Origin of the sequence: Thermoleptolyngbya sp. C42_A2020_037 (assembly GCF_015272455.1) — a bacterium.
In the GTDB taxonomy this organism is placed as follows: domain Bacteria; phylum Cyanobacteriota; class Cyanobacteriia; order Elainellales; family Elainellaceae; genus Thermoleptolyngbya.
Genome location: NZ_JACYLP010000048.1, coordinates 172,397 through 189,555 on the forward strand (window position 1 = coordinate 172,397; position 17,159 = coordinate 189,555).

At 57.8% G+C, this 17,159-nt stretch carries 14 protein-coding genes; 8 read left to right on the top strand and 6 right to left on the bottom strand.

Annotation, left to right across the window (positions count from 1 at the left end):
• The first annotated feature begins 68 nt into the window (after positions 1 to 68).
• Complete coding sequence (locus IGS16_RS17010; protein ID WP_297087431.1) at positions 69 to 671, top strand: CHRD domain-containing protein; 603 nt, start codon at positions 69 to 71, stop codon at positions 669 to 671.
• Positions 672 to 885: 214 nt separating this feature from the next.
• Positions 886 to 1,587 (top strand): hypothetical protein, encoded by a 702-nt coding sequence (locus IGS16_RS17015; RefSeq protein WP_297087433.1) that lies wholly within the window; start codon positions 886 to 888, stop codon positions 1,585 to 1,587.
• Positions 1,588 to 1,760: 173 nt separating this feature from the next.
• On the opposite strand, the gene IGS16_RS17020 is transcribed toward IGS16_RS17015, so the two are convergent.
• From IGS16_RS17020 to IGS16_RS17035, 4 genes are all read right to left on the bottom strand, one after another.
• On the bottom strand, positions 1,761 to 2,207 hold the full coding sequence (locus IGS16_RS17020) for a tellurite resistance TerB family protein (RefSeq protein WP_172353850.1): 447 nt from the start codon (positions 2,205 to 2,207) through the stop codon (positions 1,761 to 1,763).
• 138 nt (positions 2,208 to 2,345) lie between these two features.
• Positions 2,346 to 4,211 (bottom strand): ATP-binding protein, encoded by a 1,866-nt coding sequence (locus IGS16_RS17025; RefSeq protein ID WP_297087435.1) that lies wholly within the window; start codon positions 4,209 to 4,211, stop codon positions 2,346 to 2,348.
• Positions 4,212 to 4,505: 294 nt separating this feature from the next.
• Positions 4,506 to 5,390 carry a hypothetical protein gene (locus IGS16_RS17030; protein ID WP_297087437.1) on the bottom strand — a complete coding sequence of 295 codons (885 nt, stop codon included), beginning with the start codon at positions 5,388 to 5,390 and terminating at the stop codon, positions 4,506 to 4,508.
• A gap of 176 nt (positions 5,391 to 5,566) precedes the next feature.
• Positions 5,567 to 8,374, bottom strand: coding sequence for a CBS domain-containing protein (locus IGS16_RS17035; RefSeq protein WP_297087439.1), 2,808 nt, complete (start codon positions 8,372 to 8,374; stop codon positions 5,567 to 5,569).
• A 107-nt stretch (positions 8,375 to 8,481) separates the two neighbouring features.
• Between IGS16_RS17035 and psbZ the strand changes: the two genes are divergently transcribed.
• Together psbZ and ribH are read left to right on the top strand one after the other, a co-directional pair.
• Positions 8,482 to 8,670: a photosystem II reaction center protein PsbZ gene (gene psbZ / locus IGS16_RS17040; RefSeq protein ID WP_068508879.1), complete on the top strand. Its 189-nt coding sequence runs from the start codon at positions 8,482 to 8,484 to the stop codon at positions 8,668 to 8,670.
• Positions 8,671 to 8,690: 20 nt separating this feature from the next.
• Positions 8,691 to 9,269: a 6,7-dimethyl-8-ribityllumazine synthase gene (gene ribH / locus IGS16_RS17045; RefSeq protein ID WP_297087441.1), complete on the top strand. Its 579-nt coding sequence runs from the start codon at positions 8,691 to 8,693 to the stop codon at positions 9,267 to 9,269.
• A 14-nt stretch (positions 9,270 to 9,283) separates the two neighbouring features.
• Here ribH and murB read toward each other — a convergent pair whose 3' ends face one another.
• Positions 9,284 to 10,231, bottom strand: a complete 948-nt coding sequence (gene murB / locus IGS16_RS17050; RefSeq protein WP_297087442.1) for a UDP-N-acetylmuramate dehydrogenase — start codon at positions 10,229 to 10,231, stop codon at positions 9,284 to 9,286.
• A 307-nt stretch (positions 10,232 to 10,538) separates the two neighbouring features.
• The gene (gene murC / locus IGS16_RS17055) at positions 10,539 to 12,071 is read right to left on the bottom strand and encodes a UDP-N-acetylmuramate--L-alanine ligase (protein ID WP_297087693.1); all 1,533 of its coding nucleotides are present in this window, start codon (positions 12,069 to 12,071) and stop codon (positions 10,539 to 10,541) included.
• Between the two features lie 1,098 nt (positions 12,072 to 13,169).
• Here murC and nadD point away from each other — a divergent pair.
• The 4 genes from nadD (at position 13,170) to IGS16_RS17075 (ending at position 17,159) form a co-directional block, all read left to right on the top strand.
• Entirely contained in the window at positions 13,170 to 13,847 is a 678-nt protein-coding gene (nadD, locus tag IGS16_RS17060; RefSeq protein ID WP_297087444.1) for a nicotinate (nicotinamide) nucleotide adenylyltransferase, read from the top strand.
• A gap of 161 nt (positions 13,848 to 14,008) precedes the next feature.
• Positions 14,009 to 14,632, top strand: coding sequence for a TetR/AcrR family transcriptional regulator (locus IGS16_RS17065; protein ID WP_068508874.1), 624 nt, complete (start codon positions 14,009 to 14,011; stop codon positions 14,630 to 14,632).
• Positions 14,633 to 14,784: 152 nt separating this feature from the next.
• Entirely contained in the window at positions 14,785 to 15,459 is a 675-nt protein-coding gene (locus IGS16_RS17070) for an HAD-IA family hydrolase (protein WP_297087446.1), read from the top strand.
• Positions 15,460 to 15,602: 143 nt separating this feature from the next.
• Complete coding sequence (locus IGS16_RS17075) at positions 15,603 to 17,159, top strand: hypothetical protein (RefSeq protein ID WP_297087448.1); 1,557 nt, start codon at positions 15,603 to 15,605, stop codon at positions 17,157 to 17,159.

The window sequence follows — 17,159 nt, forward strand, 5'->3', positions numbered from 1 at the left end:
CGGCTTTGGGCGTAGTGTTCATTAGGATTCATCGCAATACTGCAAGTGCTATCGAACGCCTCAAAGCCATGATTCACCCCAAAAAGATTCTGTTCCATTTCGTTCTGGGTGCGCTGACGTGCCTATCGCTCGTGGGGCTGTCTACGCCCTCCCTGGCCCAAGCCGTCTTTGGCTGGGTGCGTCCAACCGACCCCGCCCTCATTGCGGAGGTGCGTCAGGCAGAAACCGTGCTGCTGGCGCAGGGAATGACCCGTTCCTCTTTCCAGCGCTTTGCGGCAACCCTGAGCCGGGGGGCGGTGGTCGGCGCATCTCCTTCTGGGCGGGCCACGGGTGCGGCCGGAGCCGTGCTGTCGGGCGATCGCCTGGTGGTGCGGGGCGACTTTCGCAATCTGGCCGGCCCCCTGCGCGACTACACCGTTGATCCAGTCGATCCGCCCAACCCCAACATCACCTCAGCAGTTCACATTCACCGGGGCGAACCCACAGCCAACGGCCCCTTCCAGTACGCGCTGACGGTGACGATGAGGGGCGATCGCGACGGTCGCTTTGCGGGAGAATACACCCTCACGCCAGAACAACGGCAAGCGCTGGAAAGCGGCAATCTCTATCTGGATATTCACACCACGCGCAACCGGGCCGGCGAACTGCGCGGCGTGCTGCGTCCTTACTAAACGACTGTCTCTAATCAAGCGTCTGCCCATTCTTCTGGGTCTGAGGGACGTTGGCTCTTAACAGGTTGGCTCTCAAGCAGAGTCTGCCCCCCCTTCCCAATCGGTGAGGTGGGGCTTTTTTGATTGCGGAACTTGATGCCAGAAATTGTAGACCTATAGGGAAAGACCCCAGAGATTGATGGTCTGGGCTACAAGGTCTATGGCAAAACAATTGATGACTCATGCAATTCGGGTGAAGTGGGCGGCGGCCCTGGTGCTGACGGCGGGACTGGGGGCAGCCATAGCCTGCACCCCGCCTGCGCCCGGCCCAGCCACTCCCGACCCTGATGTGGTGCTGCATCCGGTAGATGCGCCGCTGCGGCCGCCGCTGACAGAAGACGCACTCCGTCAGGCAGAGGCCGAGATGCAGCAGCGGATTCAGGCCGATCTGGACTTGCTGGGGTTGGGCAAGATTGGTTCGGTGGGGTCGCCGATTTCTTCAGAACTGGTCGCCTATCGGCAAACTTGGGCAGAGACAGACCCAGACGTGGCCCCGTTTTTGGGAACCTGGGAAAAAGAGTGGGATATGCTGCCCCATTACTTTATGACGGTGTTTCCGTCAGAGGTGCCAGGGCGCGTATGCCTGGTGCGCTATAGCAAGCAGGAAACGGCAACCGTGCCGTTTGAGGTGTATGACACGCCGCTGGAGTTTTCTGTGGCGCAGGTGGCGGAGGGGCAACTGCTGGCTAGCAATACGCAATCTGCGCGATCGCTCTTGCGGCAAGCGCCGGTGATGGATTACGAGAGCGAGTTTTTGGCAACAGTTGAGCCAACGGGGAATATGCAGGTCTATGCCTCCCAGCGGCCCCCCGCGATCGCCCCCACCTGGCCCGCAGCGCTGATGGAGCAGTTTCGTGCGGCTGGGTGTCGGGAGTAGAGCGATGAAAAAGGGCGATCGCCTCTTCAATTGGGCGATCGCCTCTCACGATGAACCGACTTACAACCTAGTGCAGTGTCATGGTTTAGTTTTAGGGTGATGCCTTGGCTCGTAGTAAGCGCTTCAGCGCTAAAGCGCTTACTCCCAACCTAAGTTCTAGCTGTGACATAACACTAGCCGCGATTTTTAATGAGCATCACGTCTACAATCTTCTCGGCCGCGGCTTCGGAAATGCCGAGGGCTTGATAGAGATCGTTGAGAAACTGCTGCTCTTCCTGGGTGACACGGCCATCGGCCAAAACCAGATCGGTGGCAACCGCAAAGGCCGATTCCTTTAGCTCAAAGGGGAGAGAGTCTTTGGCGATCGCAAACAAAACCCCAACCCCATCTCGCCGGAGGATGCTAAACAGCTTGTCAAACATCCGCCGCATAATGTCGCTCGAATAGCTGCGGAAGAGTTGCATCCGGTTCAGCGTACTCATCAGCCCCGACAGCTCTTCGTCTGCCAGATAGCCATCAGAGGCAACAGCGGCCAGGGCGATCGCTGCGTAGGCTTCGGCAGGGCTAAAGGTTTCCTGAACTGTGTTTTGTACGCCAAACATTCGATCGAACAAACCCATAGCAATGTCTCCAAAGTAGAGGGAATAGGCCGCGCCGACAGCCTGTTAATTGATTGCTCATCTTTCAGCAAGTCTGAGCAGCTACAGCCTAACTCAGAGTTCCCGCAGTCACCCCAACTCTCTACTCTGGCTTTTTGACTAAGCCTGGGCCTGTTGGGGCTGGTTGAAAGGCAACTTCAAGGGAATCTCAAAGCAAAATTCCGACCCTTCCGCCGGAGATGAGGTGCATTCCAGCGTACCGCCGTGGCGCTCGGTAATGATCTGATGGCAAATCGACAGCCCTAGCCCGGTTCCGCGTCCCACAGGTTTGGTGGTGAAAAAGGGATTAAAGATGCGCTGCTGCACGTCTGTCGTCATGCCCATCCCGTTGTCTGCGATGCAGACCGAGACTCGCTCATCTTCGAGCAGGCGGGTTCTAATCCAAATTGTGGGAATTTCGTCTTGCGTGTCTGGTAATAAATCTTTCTTCCAATCTGTGCAACGTGCCTGGCCCCGGTCTTGTGGAGCAGCACTGCTGAAGCTATCTGCGTGTTCTCGCATTGCCTCTAGCGCGTCGATGGCATTGCTCAACAGGTTCATAAAGACCTGGTTGATCTGTCCGGCGTAGCACTCGACGAGCGGCAAGTCGCCATAGTCGCGGACAATGCGGATATCGGCCCGGTTTGGCGTACTCCGGAGGCGGCTGTTGAGCAAAAGTAGCGTACTGTCCAGCCCTTCATGCAAATCGACAGACTTTACTTCAGACTCATCCAGCCGAGCAAACACACGGAGCGATCGCACGATTTCGCTAATCCGCTGCGTGCCGACCTGCATCGACCCCAGCAGCTTGGGCACATCATCCTGAATAAATTCCAGCCCCAGTTCCTCTGCCTTTTCACAAGCAGCAGGCAGATTAGGGACGTGTGACTGATACAGGTGCAGCATTTCCAGCACATGCTGCATATACTCGCGAGCGTGGAGCAAATTGGACTGAATAAAGCTCAGGGGATTGTTAATCTCGTGGGCCAGACCGGCTACAAGCTGCCCCAGGCTCGACATCTTTTCCGTTTGAATCAGTTGCGACTGAGTGGCCTTGAGGTCTCGCAGGGTTTGCTCAAGGTGGGCGTTTTTCTCTTCTAGCTCTTGGGTGCGCTGCCGGACTTGTTCTTCCAGGTTGCTGTTGGCACTGGCCAGGTCTGCCTCGCGCTGCTGCACCTGCTCTACCATTCGCTCAAAGCTGCTGGCCAGTTGGCTAATTTCATCTCGCACATAGCGACGATGAAACTGCGTCAGCGCCCGATCGTATTCGCCCTGGCTCATTTGCTCGGTGGCATCGGTCAGGTCGATAATCGGTCGCGTAAAGGAGCGGGCCAGCAGCACCACCAGACCCAGCAGCAGCAAGTAGGTGCTGCCAAAGGCGATCGCCAAGCTTTTGCGAATGTCTCGTTCAACACTTTGGATCTCGTCAGCCCGAAAATCGATCCCCAGCAGCCCAATCACCTGCCCCTCAGCATTTTTAATCGGGCCATAGGCAGAAATCCAGCTTCCCCAAGGGTCGGTGTAGGGCGAGAGCGTCAGCGTCACTTCCGAAAATCCCTGATAGAGGCGCGTTTTGTCCGGTGTGGCGAGGTAGGCTTCCCGAAAGCTTGTGGCGTTCTCCGGCTGGAAGACTCGCAGGCTGTCCCCAATCCAGAGTGCTTCGTAGGGTTTGGCTCCCTTCACCAGGGTATAAGGATTGGCCCGTGGCTCTACATTATGAATTCTCATCAGCCATTCTTGATGGCGCTGATAGAGGGGGTTTGAGGTGGGCACTGGCCCGTTTTGGGGCGCAGGTAGCCGGGAAAGCTGCGAAAACTCGACTGGATCAATACCGGCGATCGCCCCGTCGAGCGTATTCACCATGTCCTGCCTTAGCCCCTCCCTCACCCGATTTAGCGCTTTGCTATAAAGCCAGCCGTATAACCCGACAAAAACCAGCCCGCTAGCTATCGCAAAGCCCAGCATGAGCTTGAATTGGAGGCTCATAAAAGGATGGCGAGGCGGTGAAGGAGAGTAGCTAAAGCGAGCGCTGCGAGGCAAAAAGTCTAAGGACATAACTGGCACAATCTCGATCCAGGTTAGGAAGGCCAGCGCTGGGATGTGCTGAATCTGGCGGTGGATCTCACTACTTAAGATGCCCGATTTTTCAATCGTTTAACAGAATAACCCGCGAAAAACTCTCACCCTAGAGCATCCACTCGTTGTAATGTCCTAAGCCTCCAGCTTGTGGCAATGGCTTCCTCTCTCTGAGCAGTCCAAAAAAGGCAGGGGCCGGAGGGGCTAGGGGAATGGCGGCGACGAGGGGGCTGGCAAAACCGGGATTTCGACGGACTGAGTTTGTCGAGGGGGTTCGGGTATGTCGGAACTGGGTTTGGTTTTGTGGATGCTGTCTGAGAGCGGCGGCGCTTGCACAGGAGGGGGAGGTTCAGGCGGAGCAGGCTCAGACGAAAACCGGGAAGGGGCCGGGGGCTGTGAAATTTGAGGAGGTGGCTCCACGGGAACTGTATCTGGAGCGGCCCAGGCCGGTTCCTCGACTGGGGGAAGGCTCAGCGGGTCGGCGAACTCCTCCGGAATCTGGCGACGGCTTTGGATTGGAGGAGATTCCTGGAACTGTCGTTCTCGGATCGGTGCTGTGTGCGGTGGCGCTTCGGGTAGCACCTCTTCCGAAAAAGCTTCTGGGGAATACCGCCTGACTGGATCATCCCCCACCCAGCCTTCGATCGGCGGAAAGGATTGCTCATTATTCACGAACGGATCGAGCAAGGCCGGTGGCTCTCCGGTATGAGGATGCTGGGACTGGTGGCGGATGGCCCAGCCCAACGCGGCACCCCCCAGCCCGGCAACCACAGAGGTTAGCAGCAGCGACGCGATTAGCCAGCCCTGTCTGCCCTTGCCAGACGATGGGGGCGCAGAGGTTGGCGAAACTATAATCGTTGTTTTGGGCTTTCCCCCTGTTGCATCGGCGATCGCCCCCTGAGGTAGCTGCTGGTGCGGCTTTTGGGGCGGCTTCTGGGATGCTGTCTGAGTCGTTTCTTGGAGCGTTGCCTGAGATGATTCCGGGGGCGACGGGTTGCTATGGCTGCTGGCCCCGCTGCCGTTCATCTCTACGTCGAGGCTGTCGGATAAGGGGATGGGATTGGAGCCAGAGTCGTTAGGTGGAGTCATAGGCGGAGTGGTGGGGAGGATCACTGCGGATTGTTAGGTAGTCATTTCCAGAGGACAGACATGAGTTGCTTGTGAAGGACAGCCGCCGTGTTGTTTAGAATACTTCACCATTCCCTACCATCCTACCGTGACCGGGATGCTCCTATGTTTACAGCGATTTACAGCGATTTGCAGCGCTAGCGCTGGGGAAATTGGCGAGCTAGGAGATGCTCTGCCTGTTGGCGCAGGGTCTCTGGGTCGCCCTGCAACTCGCCATCCAGTGTCGCCGCCAACAGCCTATCTAGCATGGGTTTGAACTGCTTGCCGGGTTTGTATCCAAGGCGCTTGAGGTCGTTGCCGTCGAGGGGCGGCTTCACCTGCGACCAGACGGTGAGATAGTGCCAGATCAGGCGGCGGCGGGGGCGGGGGCTGCGAACCGTTAGCAGGGCCAGCGTGGGCAGGTCATAGGCGGCGAAATGGCGCACAATCTGGCTGGGACGTGGCGGCTCGGTAGCGTGCTGCATCAATTGCTCGAAGTTGGACAGGGCAGTTTCAACGGCGTGCAGGCTGGCGAGGCGCTGGATGCTATCGGCAGGAAGCTGGAGGCCAGTGGCGATGCGCTCTCGGACGCTAGACGGATCGTTGGGTGCAGCAGGTTCCGGTGCGTCTGTGGGGGAATCGGGGGGCAGGTGGGCGATCGCCACTTCTAGCAGCAGCAGCCAGTGTTCTAGCCGATGGTTAGGGTCAAACCGAGTCAGCCAGCGATCGCCCAGCCGCAGTTGCCGCCACAGTTCTGCATCCAGCGTCAGGGCGGGGTGCAGGCAGCGCAGCGCGTCCAGGTCAGCCAGTTGCCGAATCGCGGCTTTCCAGTAGGGCGCTTCCAGGATGAACTTGAGTTCGCGCCGCAGACGGGTTTGCAGCGCTGGGGCCCGGTTCATTTCTTCCTGAATGCGAAAATAGACCCCGCTGGCGATCGCATGGCGAATTTGCGCCTCCGTTTGGGGGTCGAGGGTGAACCCCAGGCGCACAGCAAAGCGCACCGCTCGATAGATGCGGGTGGGGTCTTCGATAAAGCTATTGGCGTGGAGGACGCGAATCTGGCGATCGCGCAAATCCAAAATGCCGCCAAAGAAGTCGAGCAGTTCTCCCCGGCGCGGTTGGGTCAGGCGAATTGCCATTGCGTTGATGGTGAAATCGCGGCGATAGAGATCCTGGCGAATTGAGCTGGCTTCGACTTCGGGGTTGGCGGCGGGGTAGGGATAAAATTCGGTGCGGGCGGTGACGATGTCGATCCAGAGGGAGTCAAGCTGGGGATGGTGATGCCAGGTGAGGGCGGCGGTTTGAAACTTGCCGTGGACCTGGAGGCGGGCTTCGGGGTGCTGCTGCTGGAGCGATCGCGCTAGTTCTACGCCCGCCGCCTGATCGGCCGCCTGGTGAAAGCCATCTACAACTAGGTCAATGTCTGGCAACAGGAGCGGCCCATCGGTTTGCAGCAGCAAATCGCGCACCGACCCGCCCACCATGTATAGCTGCCAGCCCCGCGCTGCGGCTAGGTCGGCCGTGTCTCGCAAAATATCCCACAGGGCAGGCACGAGGCGATCGCCCAGCATTTCCCAAATCGCATCCGGCAGCGGACACAGGCCGCCGCGTCTGGTGATGCCATCCAGCGCCTCGGCTTCTCGCTGCTGCCACACCTGACGCAGCACATCTGTCCGGGTGACGATGCCCACGAGCCGTCCCTCATCCAGCACGGGCAGCCGCCCAATGTCATAGGTCACCATCAGCGACTCGATTTCTGGCAGCGGCGTACTGGGCGTGATGGTTTTGACATTGGTAGTCATGTAGCCCTTCACCGGGGCGTGGCCAAAGCCGTGGTGAAAGGCGATATCCAGGTCGCGCCGAGAAATCACGCCCACCAGCCGATCCTGCTCGTCTACCACCGACAGACCAGAATGCCCGTAGCGCAACAGAATTCGCTGGGCTTCGGCAATGGTGACATCGGGACGAATGGTGCGGACGGGGGACGACATCAGGCTGCGGGCCGTGGGCGGGGTTGGAATCGCAGTGCGTAGCCGCTGCACCAGTTCCGTTAGCGTGGCTTGAGGAGCGCTCGTTCGCAGCGTTACCGCCGCTGCCGTGGGATGCCCCCCGCCACCCAGCGGCTTGAACAGTGCCCCCAGGTCTGCCACTGCGCCGCGACTGCGCCCGATCACCGTCAGACGCGACTCGTTCAGGTGTTCCTCCGACCTGCCCGATTCGACTTGGCCATACTGCGCCGCCAGCAGCAGCACGTCGCTTTCCGTCAGCGTGGTCAGGTGGCTGGCCAGGCTGGAGAGGCCGGGAATATAGTCTGCCGTGGGCAGCAGCACCCACGCCAATCGGTAGCCCTGCACGGTTTCGGTGTGGATCTGCTCGAGGGCGATCGCCAGCAAGTCTTGAAGCTGGGGCGACAGACCCGGTTCTACATAGGCGGCGATCGCCTGCACGGTCGCACCCTCCTGCATCAGCCAGGTGAGCGCCGCCGCATCGCGCACGGTGGTATGGTCGTAGGTCAGCGACCCCGTATCGACATGAACCCCCAGCGCCATGACCGTTGCTTCTGCAGGCGTGAGGCGAATTTGGCGCTGCTGCAAAGCTTCCGCGATCAGCGTCGTGGTTGCCCCGACGGCCTCGACCTGCCGTGTTTTGGCGGGAATATCGCCGCCCCCCTCTGGATGATGGTCGTAAATTGTAATCTCAACCGGGAGATCCAGCCATTCTGCTGCTTTACCGAGGCGATCGCGCCATTGTGTGTCTACTACGGCGATCGCCCGAATCTTTTCCGGATTCACCGCCCGCCGCTCGATCAGCGCATACTCATCTCGGTGTAGCGCTAGAAACTCTTTGACCGCAGGATGACTGCCCCCGGTCAGCACAATCCGCGCCCCCGCCCACAGCCGCGACAGCCCAACCGCCGCACCCAGCGTGTCGAAATCAGCCGTGGTATGGCAGAGGATGAGATCCATGAGGGTTCAATTTCTGATAGCTTAACTACTGGGGCTATTGGGGCACGGGGTTTGCTTCTAGTCTGCCTTATAACATTTCATCTTTAGCTGTGTTGGGAGGAAACGCGATGTCTATTTTGTTCCAGCTTGCGCTTGCCGCTCTGGTCTTGCTGTCGTTTGTGATGGTGGTGGGAGTGCCTGTGGCCTACGCTTCGCCCCGCAACTGGGATCAGTCCAAGCAGCTTCTATTCCTGGGTTCCTTTGCCTGGGTGGCGCTGGTGATTGTGGTCGGTGTGCTGAATTATTTCGTGGTATAGAAACCAAGTCTGGTAAATTCATGGCCGTTTTTGAGGGAACGTTTACCCAAACCGAGTCGTTGCGCTTTGCCATCGTGATTGGGCGGTTCAACGATTTGGTGACGGGTAAGCTGCTGGAGGGCTGTCAGGACTGCCTGAAGCGCCACGGCATTGATCCAGATCCGCAGGGCACTCAGGTCGATTATGCCTGGGTGCCAGGTTCTTTTGAGATTCCGCAGGTCGCTCGGCAACTGGCGCTGACTCGCCGCTACGACGCGATCATCTGCATCGGCGCAGTCATCAAAGGGCAAACGCCGCATTTTGACTATGTGGCAGGCGAGGTGTCGAAGGGCATCGCGGCTGCCTCGTTTCAAACGGGTGTGCCGGTCGTGTTTGGCGTGTTGACAACGGACTCGATGCAGCAAGCACTGGAGCGGGCAGGCATCAAGAGCAATAAGGGCTGGGATTACGCCATGAGCGCGATCGAGATGGCGACGCTGATGCGCCAGATCCGCACGGCAAATCCTGATTTGGGCAACGGGCTACTAGGGGCAAACAACCCGCAGTTGCCGTCGCCGCTGAAGAGTGCGATCGCCCCGACCGACCCTGACGGGTTCTAGCGTGTCGTGAGCCGCTAAAATTCTCCCCAAATCTTCACTTCTGGCTCCAGCATGATGTCCCAGCGCTGGGACACTTTTTCCTGGACGTGCCGAATCACGCGATACACGTCGCTGGCGGTGGCATTACCCAGGTTCACGATAAAGTTTGCGTGCATAGGCGACACCTGCGCCCCGCCAATCTGGAAGCCTTTTAGACCTGTTTGCTCGATCAGCCAGCCCGATGTGTACGGATCTGGATTGCGAAAGACACTGCCGCAACTGGGCAAGTGGTAAGGCTGGGTAGAATGGCGGCGCTCTTGGCAGGCGCGAGTTTCAGCCGTAACCGCCGCTGCGCCTACCTCGGGACGAAGCTGGAAGGTTGCCTGGGTCACTAGGCGGCTGGTATCGCCTTGAAGAATGGACGTGCGATAGCGAAAGCCTAGATCCGCTGGCGAGAGTTCCTGCGTTTCACCCGTTTGCGTCACCAGCTGAGCCTTCACCAAAATATCGGCGGTGCAAGCCTGGTGTGCGCCCGCGTTCATGGCTACTGCGCCGCCAACGGTGCCGGGGATGCCCACGGCCCACTCCAGCCCCGCCCAGCCCCGATCGGCTGCTTTCCAGGCCAGACGAGCAATCGGCTCTCCAGCAGCCGCGATGAGTCGTCCGGTTGCCTCGTCAAACTGAGTCTGGCGTAGGTGGCGCGTGCAGATCACCAGTCCTGGCAAGCCGCGATCGCTCACCAGCAGGTTAGACCCCAGCCCCAGCAGCGTGAGGGGTAGCCCTTCCGCCGTTGCCCAGGCAAAGCACGCCCGCAAGTCCTCCAAGGTGCGCGGCGAGACAAACCATTCCGCTGGCCCACCCACTCGGTAAGACGTGAACCCGGCTAGAGAGACCATCGGGCGAACCGCACAGGTTGCACCAACGGGCGTAAAGGGAACGCGATGTTCAAAACTGGGCTGAGGGACTGGGTTGGCCAATGTCATAACCTGAGGAAACGCAGTGCAGACGCTAAAGCGCACAAGACTCTGAGCCAAGACTCCGGAACAAGACCCCGGATCAAGACTCTGAGCACGGCAGAACCGCAGACGGCTTCTTGCTGCACCGTCTTGATCATGCCGCTTTTCAGTTTAAACCCGGATTGAACCGGGCCCAAAGCACCCCTGCGAGAATCTGCGCCAGAAGCTCCCAGCATCGACCCCAGCATCGACCCCAGAACTGACCGCTATGCTGTCGGAAGACGACCGTTTTAGGCAGACTTTTAGGCAGACTGATAGAGCTTTAAGCAGACTTTTAGGCAGACTGATAGCTTGCCAGTGCGTTCTGGGCTTCTAGGGTTTGATGGGCAGACACCAGTTCTGGAATGATCCGGTTCAGGTTGCCCGCACCCAGGAACAGCGCCAAGTCCCCCGGCTTGAGGGCGCGGGTCAGGAAGGCAGACACGTCATTCAGCGTGGGCTGGTAAATGACGTTGGGATGGTGCTGGGCGATCGCCGTTGCCAAGTCTTCTCCAGAAATGCCCGTCGTGTTGACTTCGCCAGCGCTGTAGATGTCGGTTGTAATGACCAGATCAGCATCGCCAAAGGATCGGGAAAATTCCTCCAAAAAGACCTGCGTGCGGCTATAGCGGTGCGGTTGGAAAATGGCTACAACGCGCCGCTGCTCGCTGGCAAACGACTCGACCCGCAGCCGCGCCGCCGCCAGCGTCACCTGAATTTCGCTGGGGTGGTGGGCGTAGTCGTCGATGAAGAGAATTTCGTTGGCTTCGCCGCGCAGTTCGAACCGACGACGGGCCCCCTGAAAGCTCTTGAGAATCGTGGCGATTTGGTCAAATTCCAGGTTGAGATGGCGACCCACAGCGATCGCCGCCAGGGCATTGCTCAGGTTGTGGCGACCCAGCACCGTCAGCTTCAGCGTGCCCAGCAGCGTGCCCCGCTCCCACACGCGGGCCGTCGTGCCTGCGGCTCCGTACACCACCTGATCCACTGTGTAATCAGCGCCCAAGGCAGGATTGAGGCTGTAGCTGATATGCGGCGGCACTTCCGTCCGCAGCAGGTCACAATCCCAGCAGCCCACCAGCACCTTGCAGTTATCAGCAAACGCCTGGAAGGTTTTGACGACTTCATCCACCGTGGCGTAATGATCGGGGTGATCTAGCTCGATATTAGTAATTACACCGATTTCAGCCGCCAGCTTCACCAGCGACCCATCCGACTCATCCGCCTCAGCCACCAGATATTCGCCCTGCCCTAACCGCGCATTGCCTTCCCAAGCGCTAACTTCGCCCCCGACCACAATCGTTGGGTCAATTCCTGCCCGCAGCAGCAGATAGCCGATCATGCTGCTGGTGGTGGTTTTGCCGTGGGTGCCCGCAACGGCGATGCCCCGATACTCCTGCATCAGCGCCGCCAGCAGGTCAGAACGATGAAAAATCGGACAGCCCAAGTCCAGCGCTGCCCGATATTCAGAGTTATTGGGGTTAATTGCGGTCGAACAGATGACCTGCGGCAACAGATGGGAAACAGGCAGGGGATGCGGGGCGATCGCCCCACGAGCAACGGGTTCTGCACCAATGCTAACAACGGCCAGATTGCCAGCTTCTTCGGGAACAGCCCGCACCACTGCTTTGCCGTTGGCATCCGCTCCAAAAAATTCTAGGTTAGAAGCGTCTTGGCTCAAAAAGATGTGAGCGCCTTCTGCCTGCAATCGTCGAGTGATATCGTTTAGGCAGATATCTGACCCAGAAACGGGCAGGTTCCGCTTGGCTAGGATGTAGGCAAGCGCCGACATGCCAATACCGCCGATGCCGATGAAATGGAACGGCATACCGCTAAAATCAACAGGATTCAACGTCCTCACTCCTTCTACACCACACCACACAATGTCACGCGATATCATAGCAAGAATTACTTTTTCGGGATAGCTAAGGGGCGATGCACGTCCTGATCAGGAGTATTGATCAAGGGGCTGAATGGCTCAAATAAAGGGTTGATTAATTTTTTGAGCCAAATGGGGTTGACGACTAAAACGGAGCATCGTCCGTAAGAATCAATTAAGAACTAGGTGGTTTCCCCCACTTAATGACTGCCAATAGTGACTGCCAAGTTGCAGCACTTTGTAAAAAGAGTCAAGTAAAAAGTCAGCCGGCCTGTCGATCTAAAACTTGCCTCTAAGATATTGCCTTGAATAATTGCAAAAATCTAGTTCAGAGACTCATTTAGTTGGGTTGAGAAACTCCTTGAAATCACCATTCGGGAACCATCTGAAGCCCCTGACTAACTGTCGATAGAGCGTTCAGCGGGGGCAAGACAATGCAAAATCTGTCCTGCTCTTCGTCCTTGCAAGGTGGATTAAAATCCTGCTTTGCCTAATCCTCCTAATTCTTAATCAGTACACCCCGAAACCATGCCCGGATTGCTTAATCAGTCCCTAATTTTCGGAGAAATCAGCCCAGAGAACTCAGCATTAGAGAATTCTGTCTTGTCGCACCACAAAGATTTGGAAAACTGCTGATTGCTCAAAGGCAGCTTGGAATTTACACAATCTTACTCAAGATTCCCAAATTTATTACAGTAATTGCTGAAATTGCTGAATCTTTAAGCCTGTCTTGAGGCATACCACAGTCTAAGGGAATGGCTGGATTGGGCGATCGCCCCGACGCACCTTGTCGCCAAGCAGTAGCAAAGCAATGGGGTACACCCCGACGCGCCCATCGAATGACCCTGATAACGGCGACCCCTGATAATGGCAGGAGCGGGCAAGTCTGCCGCTCGGCAGTTCTGTCATCTGGCAATACTCTGGCAATACTGATGAATACAGCGCTCACGTTCCTGATTTCGGGACAAGCCTGATTTTGGGACAAGCCTGATTTCAGGACAAGATTCGGACAGGCTGGAGATATCGTGCCCGTGATTTCAAACCCCTATGCAACGTCTGGGCATTTTTGGAGGCACGTTTAACCCACCCCATTTTGGGCATCTACATATCGCGGAGTCTGCTTTGCGCCAGGCGCAACTCGACCGAGTGCTGTGGATTCCTGCGGTGGTGCCGCCCCATCGTCAGGGACAGGATTTGGTGGCGATCGCCCATCGACTGGAACTGGTGAAGCGGGCGATCGCGCCTCACCAGTCCTTTGCGCTCTGCTGCGTCGATCCCAAAACAGCGGGCGATCGCTCCTACGCCATCGACCTGCTCCACCAGCTAGAAACGCAATACACGCAATATAAATATATAAGTAACAATCATGAAATCGGAGCTGCCGATAATCAATGGTTTTGGATTATCGGGCAGGATGCCTTTGCCACGCTGCCCCGCTGGTATCGTCGTCAGGATCTCATTCCCCGCTGCACCTGGCTGGTTGCGCCGCGCCGTCCCCTCAGCCCCGCCGCCACTCCCGCTGCCACTCTCGCCGCCACCGTCCAGATTCTCCAGTCCCAGGGAATTGACATCCGCTGGCAGCAGCTCGACCTGTCGCCGCTAGACATTTCCTCTAGCCAAATTCGGCAGCGCGTGGGCGATCGCCTGCCTATCGACACCCTCGTCCCCGATGCCGTGCGTGAATACATTGAAGAGAAGCGGCTTTATCAGTGCCCTAATCTCTAATTTCTGTAACAGGTGCGTCTTTTCTGGGTTTCCCGATCGACAATGTTGCATACGGATAAGCGGTAAGCGGTGGGGCGATCGCCCTTCCGTCTTCCATTTCTTGACCACTTACCCCGCGACTCCCTCCATCTCCCCGCTCCCCGTCCCCTCCGACTGGCGCTATGCCTCTGTTTCAGCGACCCCCCCAGACCGAAGGCGAAACGCGCACGCGCATCCTGCGGGCGGCGCAGCGGCTGTTTGCGCGGCGGGGCTATGACGGCACAACGACACACGATCTGGCAATCGAAGCAGGTGTGGCCGAGGGGACGCTGTTTCGACACTTTGAAAACAAGAAGGCGATTTTGGTCGAAGTCGTAACGCAGGGCTGGGTGGAACTGCTCACCGACTTGCTGACAGAACTAAGCGAAATGGGTAGCTCTAGGGCGATCGCCCAGGTGATGCGAAAGCGAATGCTGAACCTGCACCAAAACGCCGACATGCTGCGGGTGTGCTTTTTGGAAGCACAGTTTCATCCCGATTTGCGCGATCGCATCCAGACCGAAGTCATCAGCAAAATGACCGATGTCGCCGAAGCCTTCTTTCAGACCGCGATGGACAACGGTATCTATCGCCGTATGAACCCGCGCACGGTTGCCCAGGTATTTCTAGGAATGTTTACGGTGGCTGGCTTTAGCCGAGACACCATCATGCCCGAACAGTCCTCCCCCGCCGCTATGCAGGAAATGGCCGAAGGCATTGCCGATATCTTTCTCCACGGCGTGCTGGCAGACTCCAGCGAAGCATGAAGCGATTTTAGATTGCCGATTTTAGATTTTGGATTGTTGACTTGCATCGCCCAAAATCCAAAACCCAAAATCCAAAACCCAAAACCCAAAATCCCCCGCCTCTCTTTCTGTCATACTGCGGGTGGCAAGACGCAGGCAGAGGGACGTTTGGCATGTTGAAAGCACTATTGTTTGACCTGGATGGAACCGTTGCCAACACAGACCCGCTGCACTACCAAACCTGGAAGGCGGTGATGGCAGAGTTGGGCATGGAAATCGACCGCGAGTTTTATGATGCCAACTTCAGCGGGCGGCTGAATGAGCAGATTGTCCGCGATCTGCTGCCGCACTTATCGGCAGAGGCGGGTGCAAAGCTGAGTGCCGAAAAAGAGGCCCGATTTCGCGAACGGGCCACGGGCATGGAGCCAACGCCGGGACTCTGGGATGTATTGCACTGGATGCAGCATCACGAGTTGCAGCGGGCTGTGGTGACGAATGCGCCCGTGGAAAATGCAGCGTTCATGATGAAAACCCTGGACCTAGAGCCGCTGTTTTCGGTAGTGGTGCTAGGTGATGAGTTGCCCAAGGGCAAGCCCGATCCGCTGCCCTACCAAACGGCGCTGAACCGTCTGGGCGTGTTGGCAACCGAGGCGATCGCCTTTGAGGATTCGCCCTCTGGGATTCGCTCGGCGGTGGGTGCGGGCATTCCCACGGTGGGTGTGGCAGCGACTCACTCGGCAGAAGAACTAAGCCAGTTGGGGACGCTGCTGGTGGTTCAAGACTTCACAGACCCGCGTCTGTGGAGCCTGCTGGAATCAGCCAGGAGTCTGCAACCCACCCATTCCTAAACACCGGGCTTCAAATCCCCAATTCTGGAGGCGCGTTCCTTCACGAAAGCTTGTTGTCAGGCTGGTGAACTCGCTCCGATTCCGGGCAACCTACGAAATAGGACAGACTGCGAACTTCATCTACGCAGCGTCGTGATGTAGGGGTGCCTCTCCGGTGGCGATCGCCCGTGCAGCTTGCAGGGAACTCTGGATCAAGCCCAAGTTGGGCCGCCAAGAGCGTTGTCAGCGAATATGCCGTCAGCGAATATGCCTGGAGCTTTGGGCAAGGTTCGCCCTGCATCTCCGCGATCGCGACCCTGTGCTGGCTTTCGTCGGAATCCTCCCAGAACTGCGGAATCACCCATGCCCTTGCCATGCCCTTGAATGTTAATCAATTTCTGAACGTGCGAGCCGACGAAACCAGGCTGGTGCTGACGCTGGGCTTTGCGCTGTTTGCCAATGCCCTCGCCCAAAAGGTGTCGGAAATCGCCTCCCTGAGCAACTTTCTGGTAGACGTGGGGCCGTCGCAATTTTTGGTGGTGCTGGTTCTCAGCAGCCTGATTACCATCGCCATGACGGGATTACAGTCTCTCTGGGTCGATCGGTTTGATCGACTGACGATGGTGCGCGGCATCAGCGCGATTTTGGCGCTGTCGTTCATGGTGCTGCGGCTGATGTTTTTGCTGAGAACTCCCGCCTGGCTGAACTACGGGCTGTTTTATCTGCTGTCGGATCAGCAGTTGATTTTCTTCCCGATGGCGTTTTGGGTGCTGTCGAGCGATGTGTTTGACGTGGCGCAGAGCAAGCGGCTATTTCCCCTATTGGGCAGCCTGGGATTTGCAGGCAGCCTTGCAGGCATCGGGGTTACGGCGCTGTCGCCGGGGCTATTTTTGCATTTGCAGATCAAGCCAGAGGAACTGCTGATGCTGAATATCCTGCTCTATTTTCTGATGTATGTAGGGCTGGAAATGGGGCTGAAGGACACCAAATTGCGGCAGATTCAGCAAAAGTCGGAAACTCTGCGCGAAGCCCTGTCTGAGGGCTGGGAGTTTGTTAGCCAGGTGCCTGCGTTCCGCTATTTGATGGTTTCCATTCTGGCGATGATCGTCTGCGAAACGATTGTGGAATACCGATTTTATGCAGTGTCGGGCGGGGCGATCGCCAATGCGGGCACCTACCAAACCTTCCTCAGCCTATTCACGCTGGGGCGCACGATCGCCTATCTGGGCATCCAGACCTTCCTGACCCGGCGGCTGATTACCCATCTCCAGCTTAAGGATCTGTTCCTGGTTCAGCCCGTCAGCAGCCTGCTAGGCGCTTCGGCGATGCTGGCAATGCCGGGACTGGGCGGGGCGATCGCCGGAGTGTCGCTGCAAAAACTCCCTCAGTACAGCATCGATGAAACCGCTCGTAAAGCGTTTGCTGGGCTGGTTCCAGAGGAGCGGCGGGGGCGGGTGAGCCTGTTTCTAGATAGCTACCTGGTTTCCCTGGGCAGTATTCTGGGAGCGCTAATGACAGGAACCATCTTGCTAGTGGGGCGCTTGGGGCGGGGCGATCGCCTGCCTCCCCACCTGCTGTATCTGGGCGTTGCTGGGCTAATGGCGCTGCTGTCGCTGTGGGCCGTGTTGCAAATGCGAGCCGTGTATGACAAAAGCCTGCTCAACTGGCGGCTAAAGCGTCGTCAGCGCGGCAAGAGCGTCCTCGACAAACTGGAGTTTTAG

What these genes read in the sequence shown, in the direction of transcription:
- IGS16_RS17065 (WP_068508874.1), top strand. Translation starts at nt 14,009, where the DNA reads ATGCCTCTGTTTCAGCGACCCCCCCAGACCGAAGGCGAAACGCGCACG.
- ribH (WP_297087441.1), top strand. Translation starts at nt 8,691, where the DNA reads ATGGCCGTTTTTGAGGGAACGTTTACCCAAACCGAGTCGTTGCGCTTT.
- IGS16_RS17025 (WP_297087435.1), bottom strand. Translation starts at nt 4,211, where the DNA reads ATGAGCCTCCAATTCAAGCTCATGCTGGGCTTTGCGATAGCTAGCGGG.
- IGS16_RS17035 (WP_297087439.1), bottom strand. Translation starts at nt 8,374, where the DNA reads ATGGATCTCATCCTCTGCCATACCACGGCTGATTTCGACACGCTGGGT.
- IGS16_RS17020 (WP_172353850.1), bottom strand. Translation starts at nt 2,207, where the DNA reads ATGGGTTTGTTCGATCGAATGTTTGGCGTACAAAACACAGTTCAGGAA.
- psbZ (WP_068508879.1), top strand. Translation starts at nt 8,482, where the DNA reads ATGTCTATTTTGTTCCAGCTTGCGCTTGCCGCTCTGGTCTTGCTGTCG.
- IGS16_RS17030 (WP_297087437.1), bottom strand. Translation starts at nt 5,390, where the DNA reads ATGACTCCACCTAACGACTCTGGCTCCAATCCCATCCCCTTATCCGAC.
- IGS16_RS17070 (WP_297087446.1), top strand. Translation starts at nt 14,785, where the DNA reads ATGTTGAAAGCACTATTGTTTGACCTGGATGGAACCGTTGCCAACACA.
- murC (WP_297087693.1), bottom strand. Translation starts at nt 12,071, where the DNA reads ATGCCGTTCCATTTCATCGGCATCGGCGGTATTGGCATGTCGGCGCTT.
- nadD (WP_297087444.1), top strand. Translation starts at nt 13,170, where the DNA reads ATGCAACGTCTGGGCATTTTTGGAGGCACGTTTAACCCACCCCATTTT.
- IGS16_RS17015 (WP_297087433.1), top strand. Translation starts at nt 886, where the DNA reads ATGACTCATGCAATTCGGGTGAAGTGGGCGGCGGCCCTGGTGCTGACG.
- IGS16_RS17010 (WP_297087431.1), top strand. Translation starts at nt 69, where the DNA reads ATGATTCACCCCAAAAAGATTCTGTTCCATTTCGTTCTGGGTGCGCTG.
- murB (WP_297087442.1), bottom strand. Translation starts at nt 10,231, where the DNA reads ATGACATTGGCCAACCCAGTCCCTCAGCCCAGTTTTGAACATCGCGTT.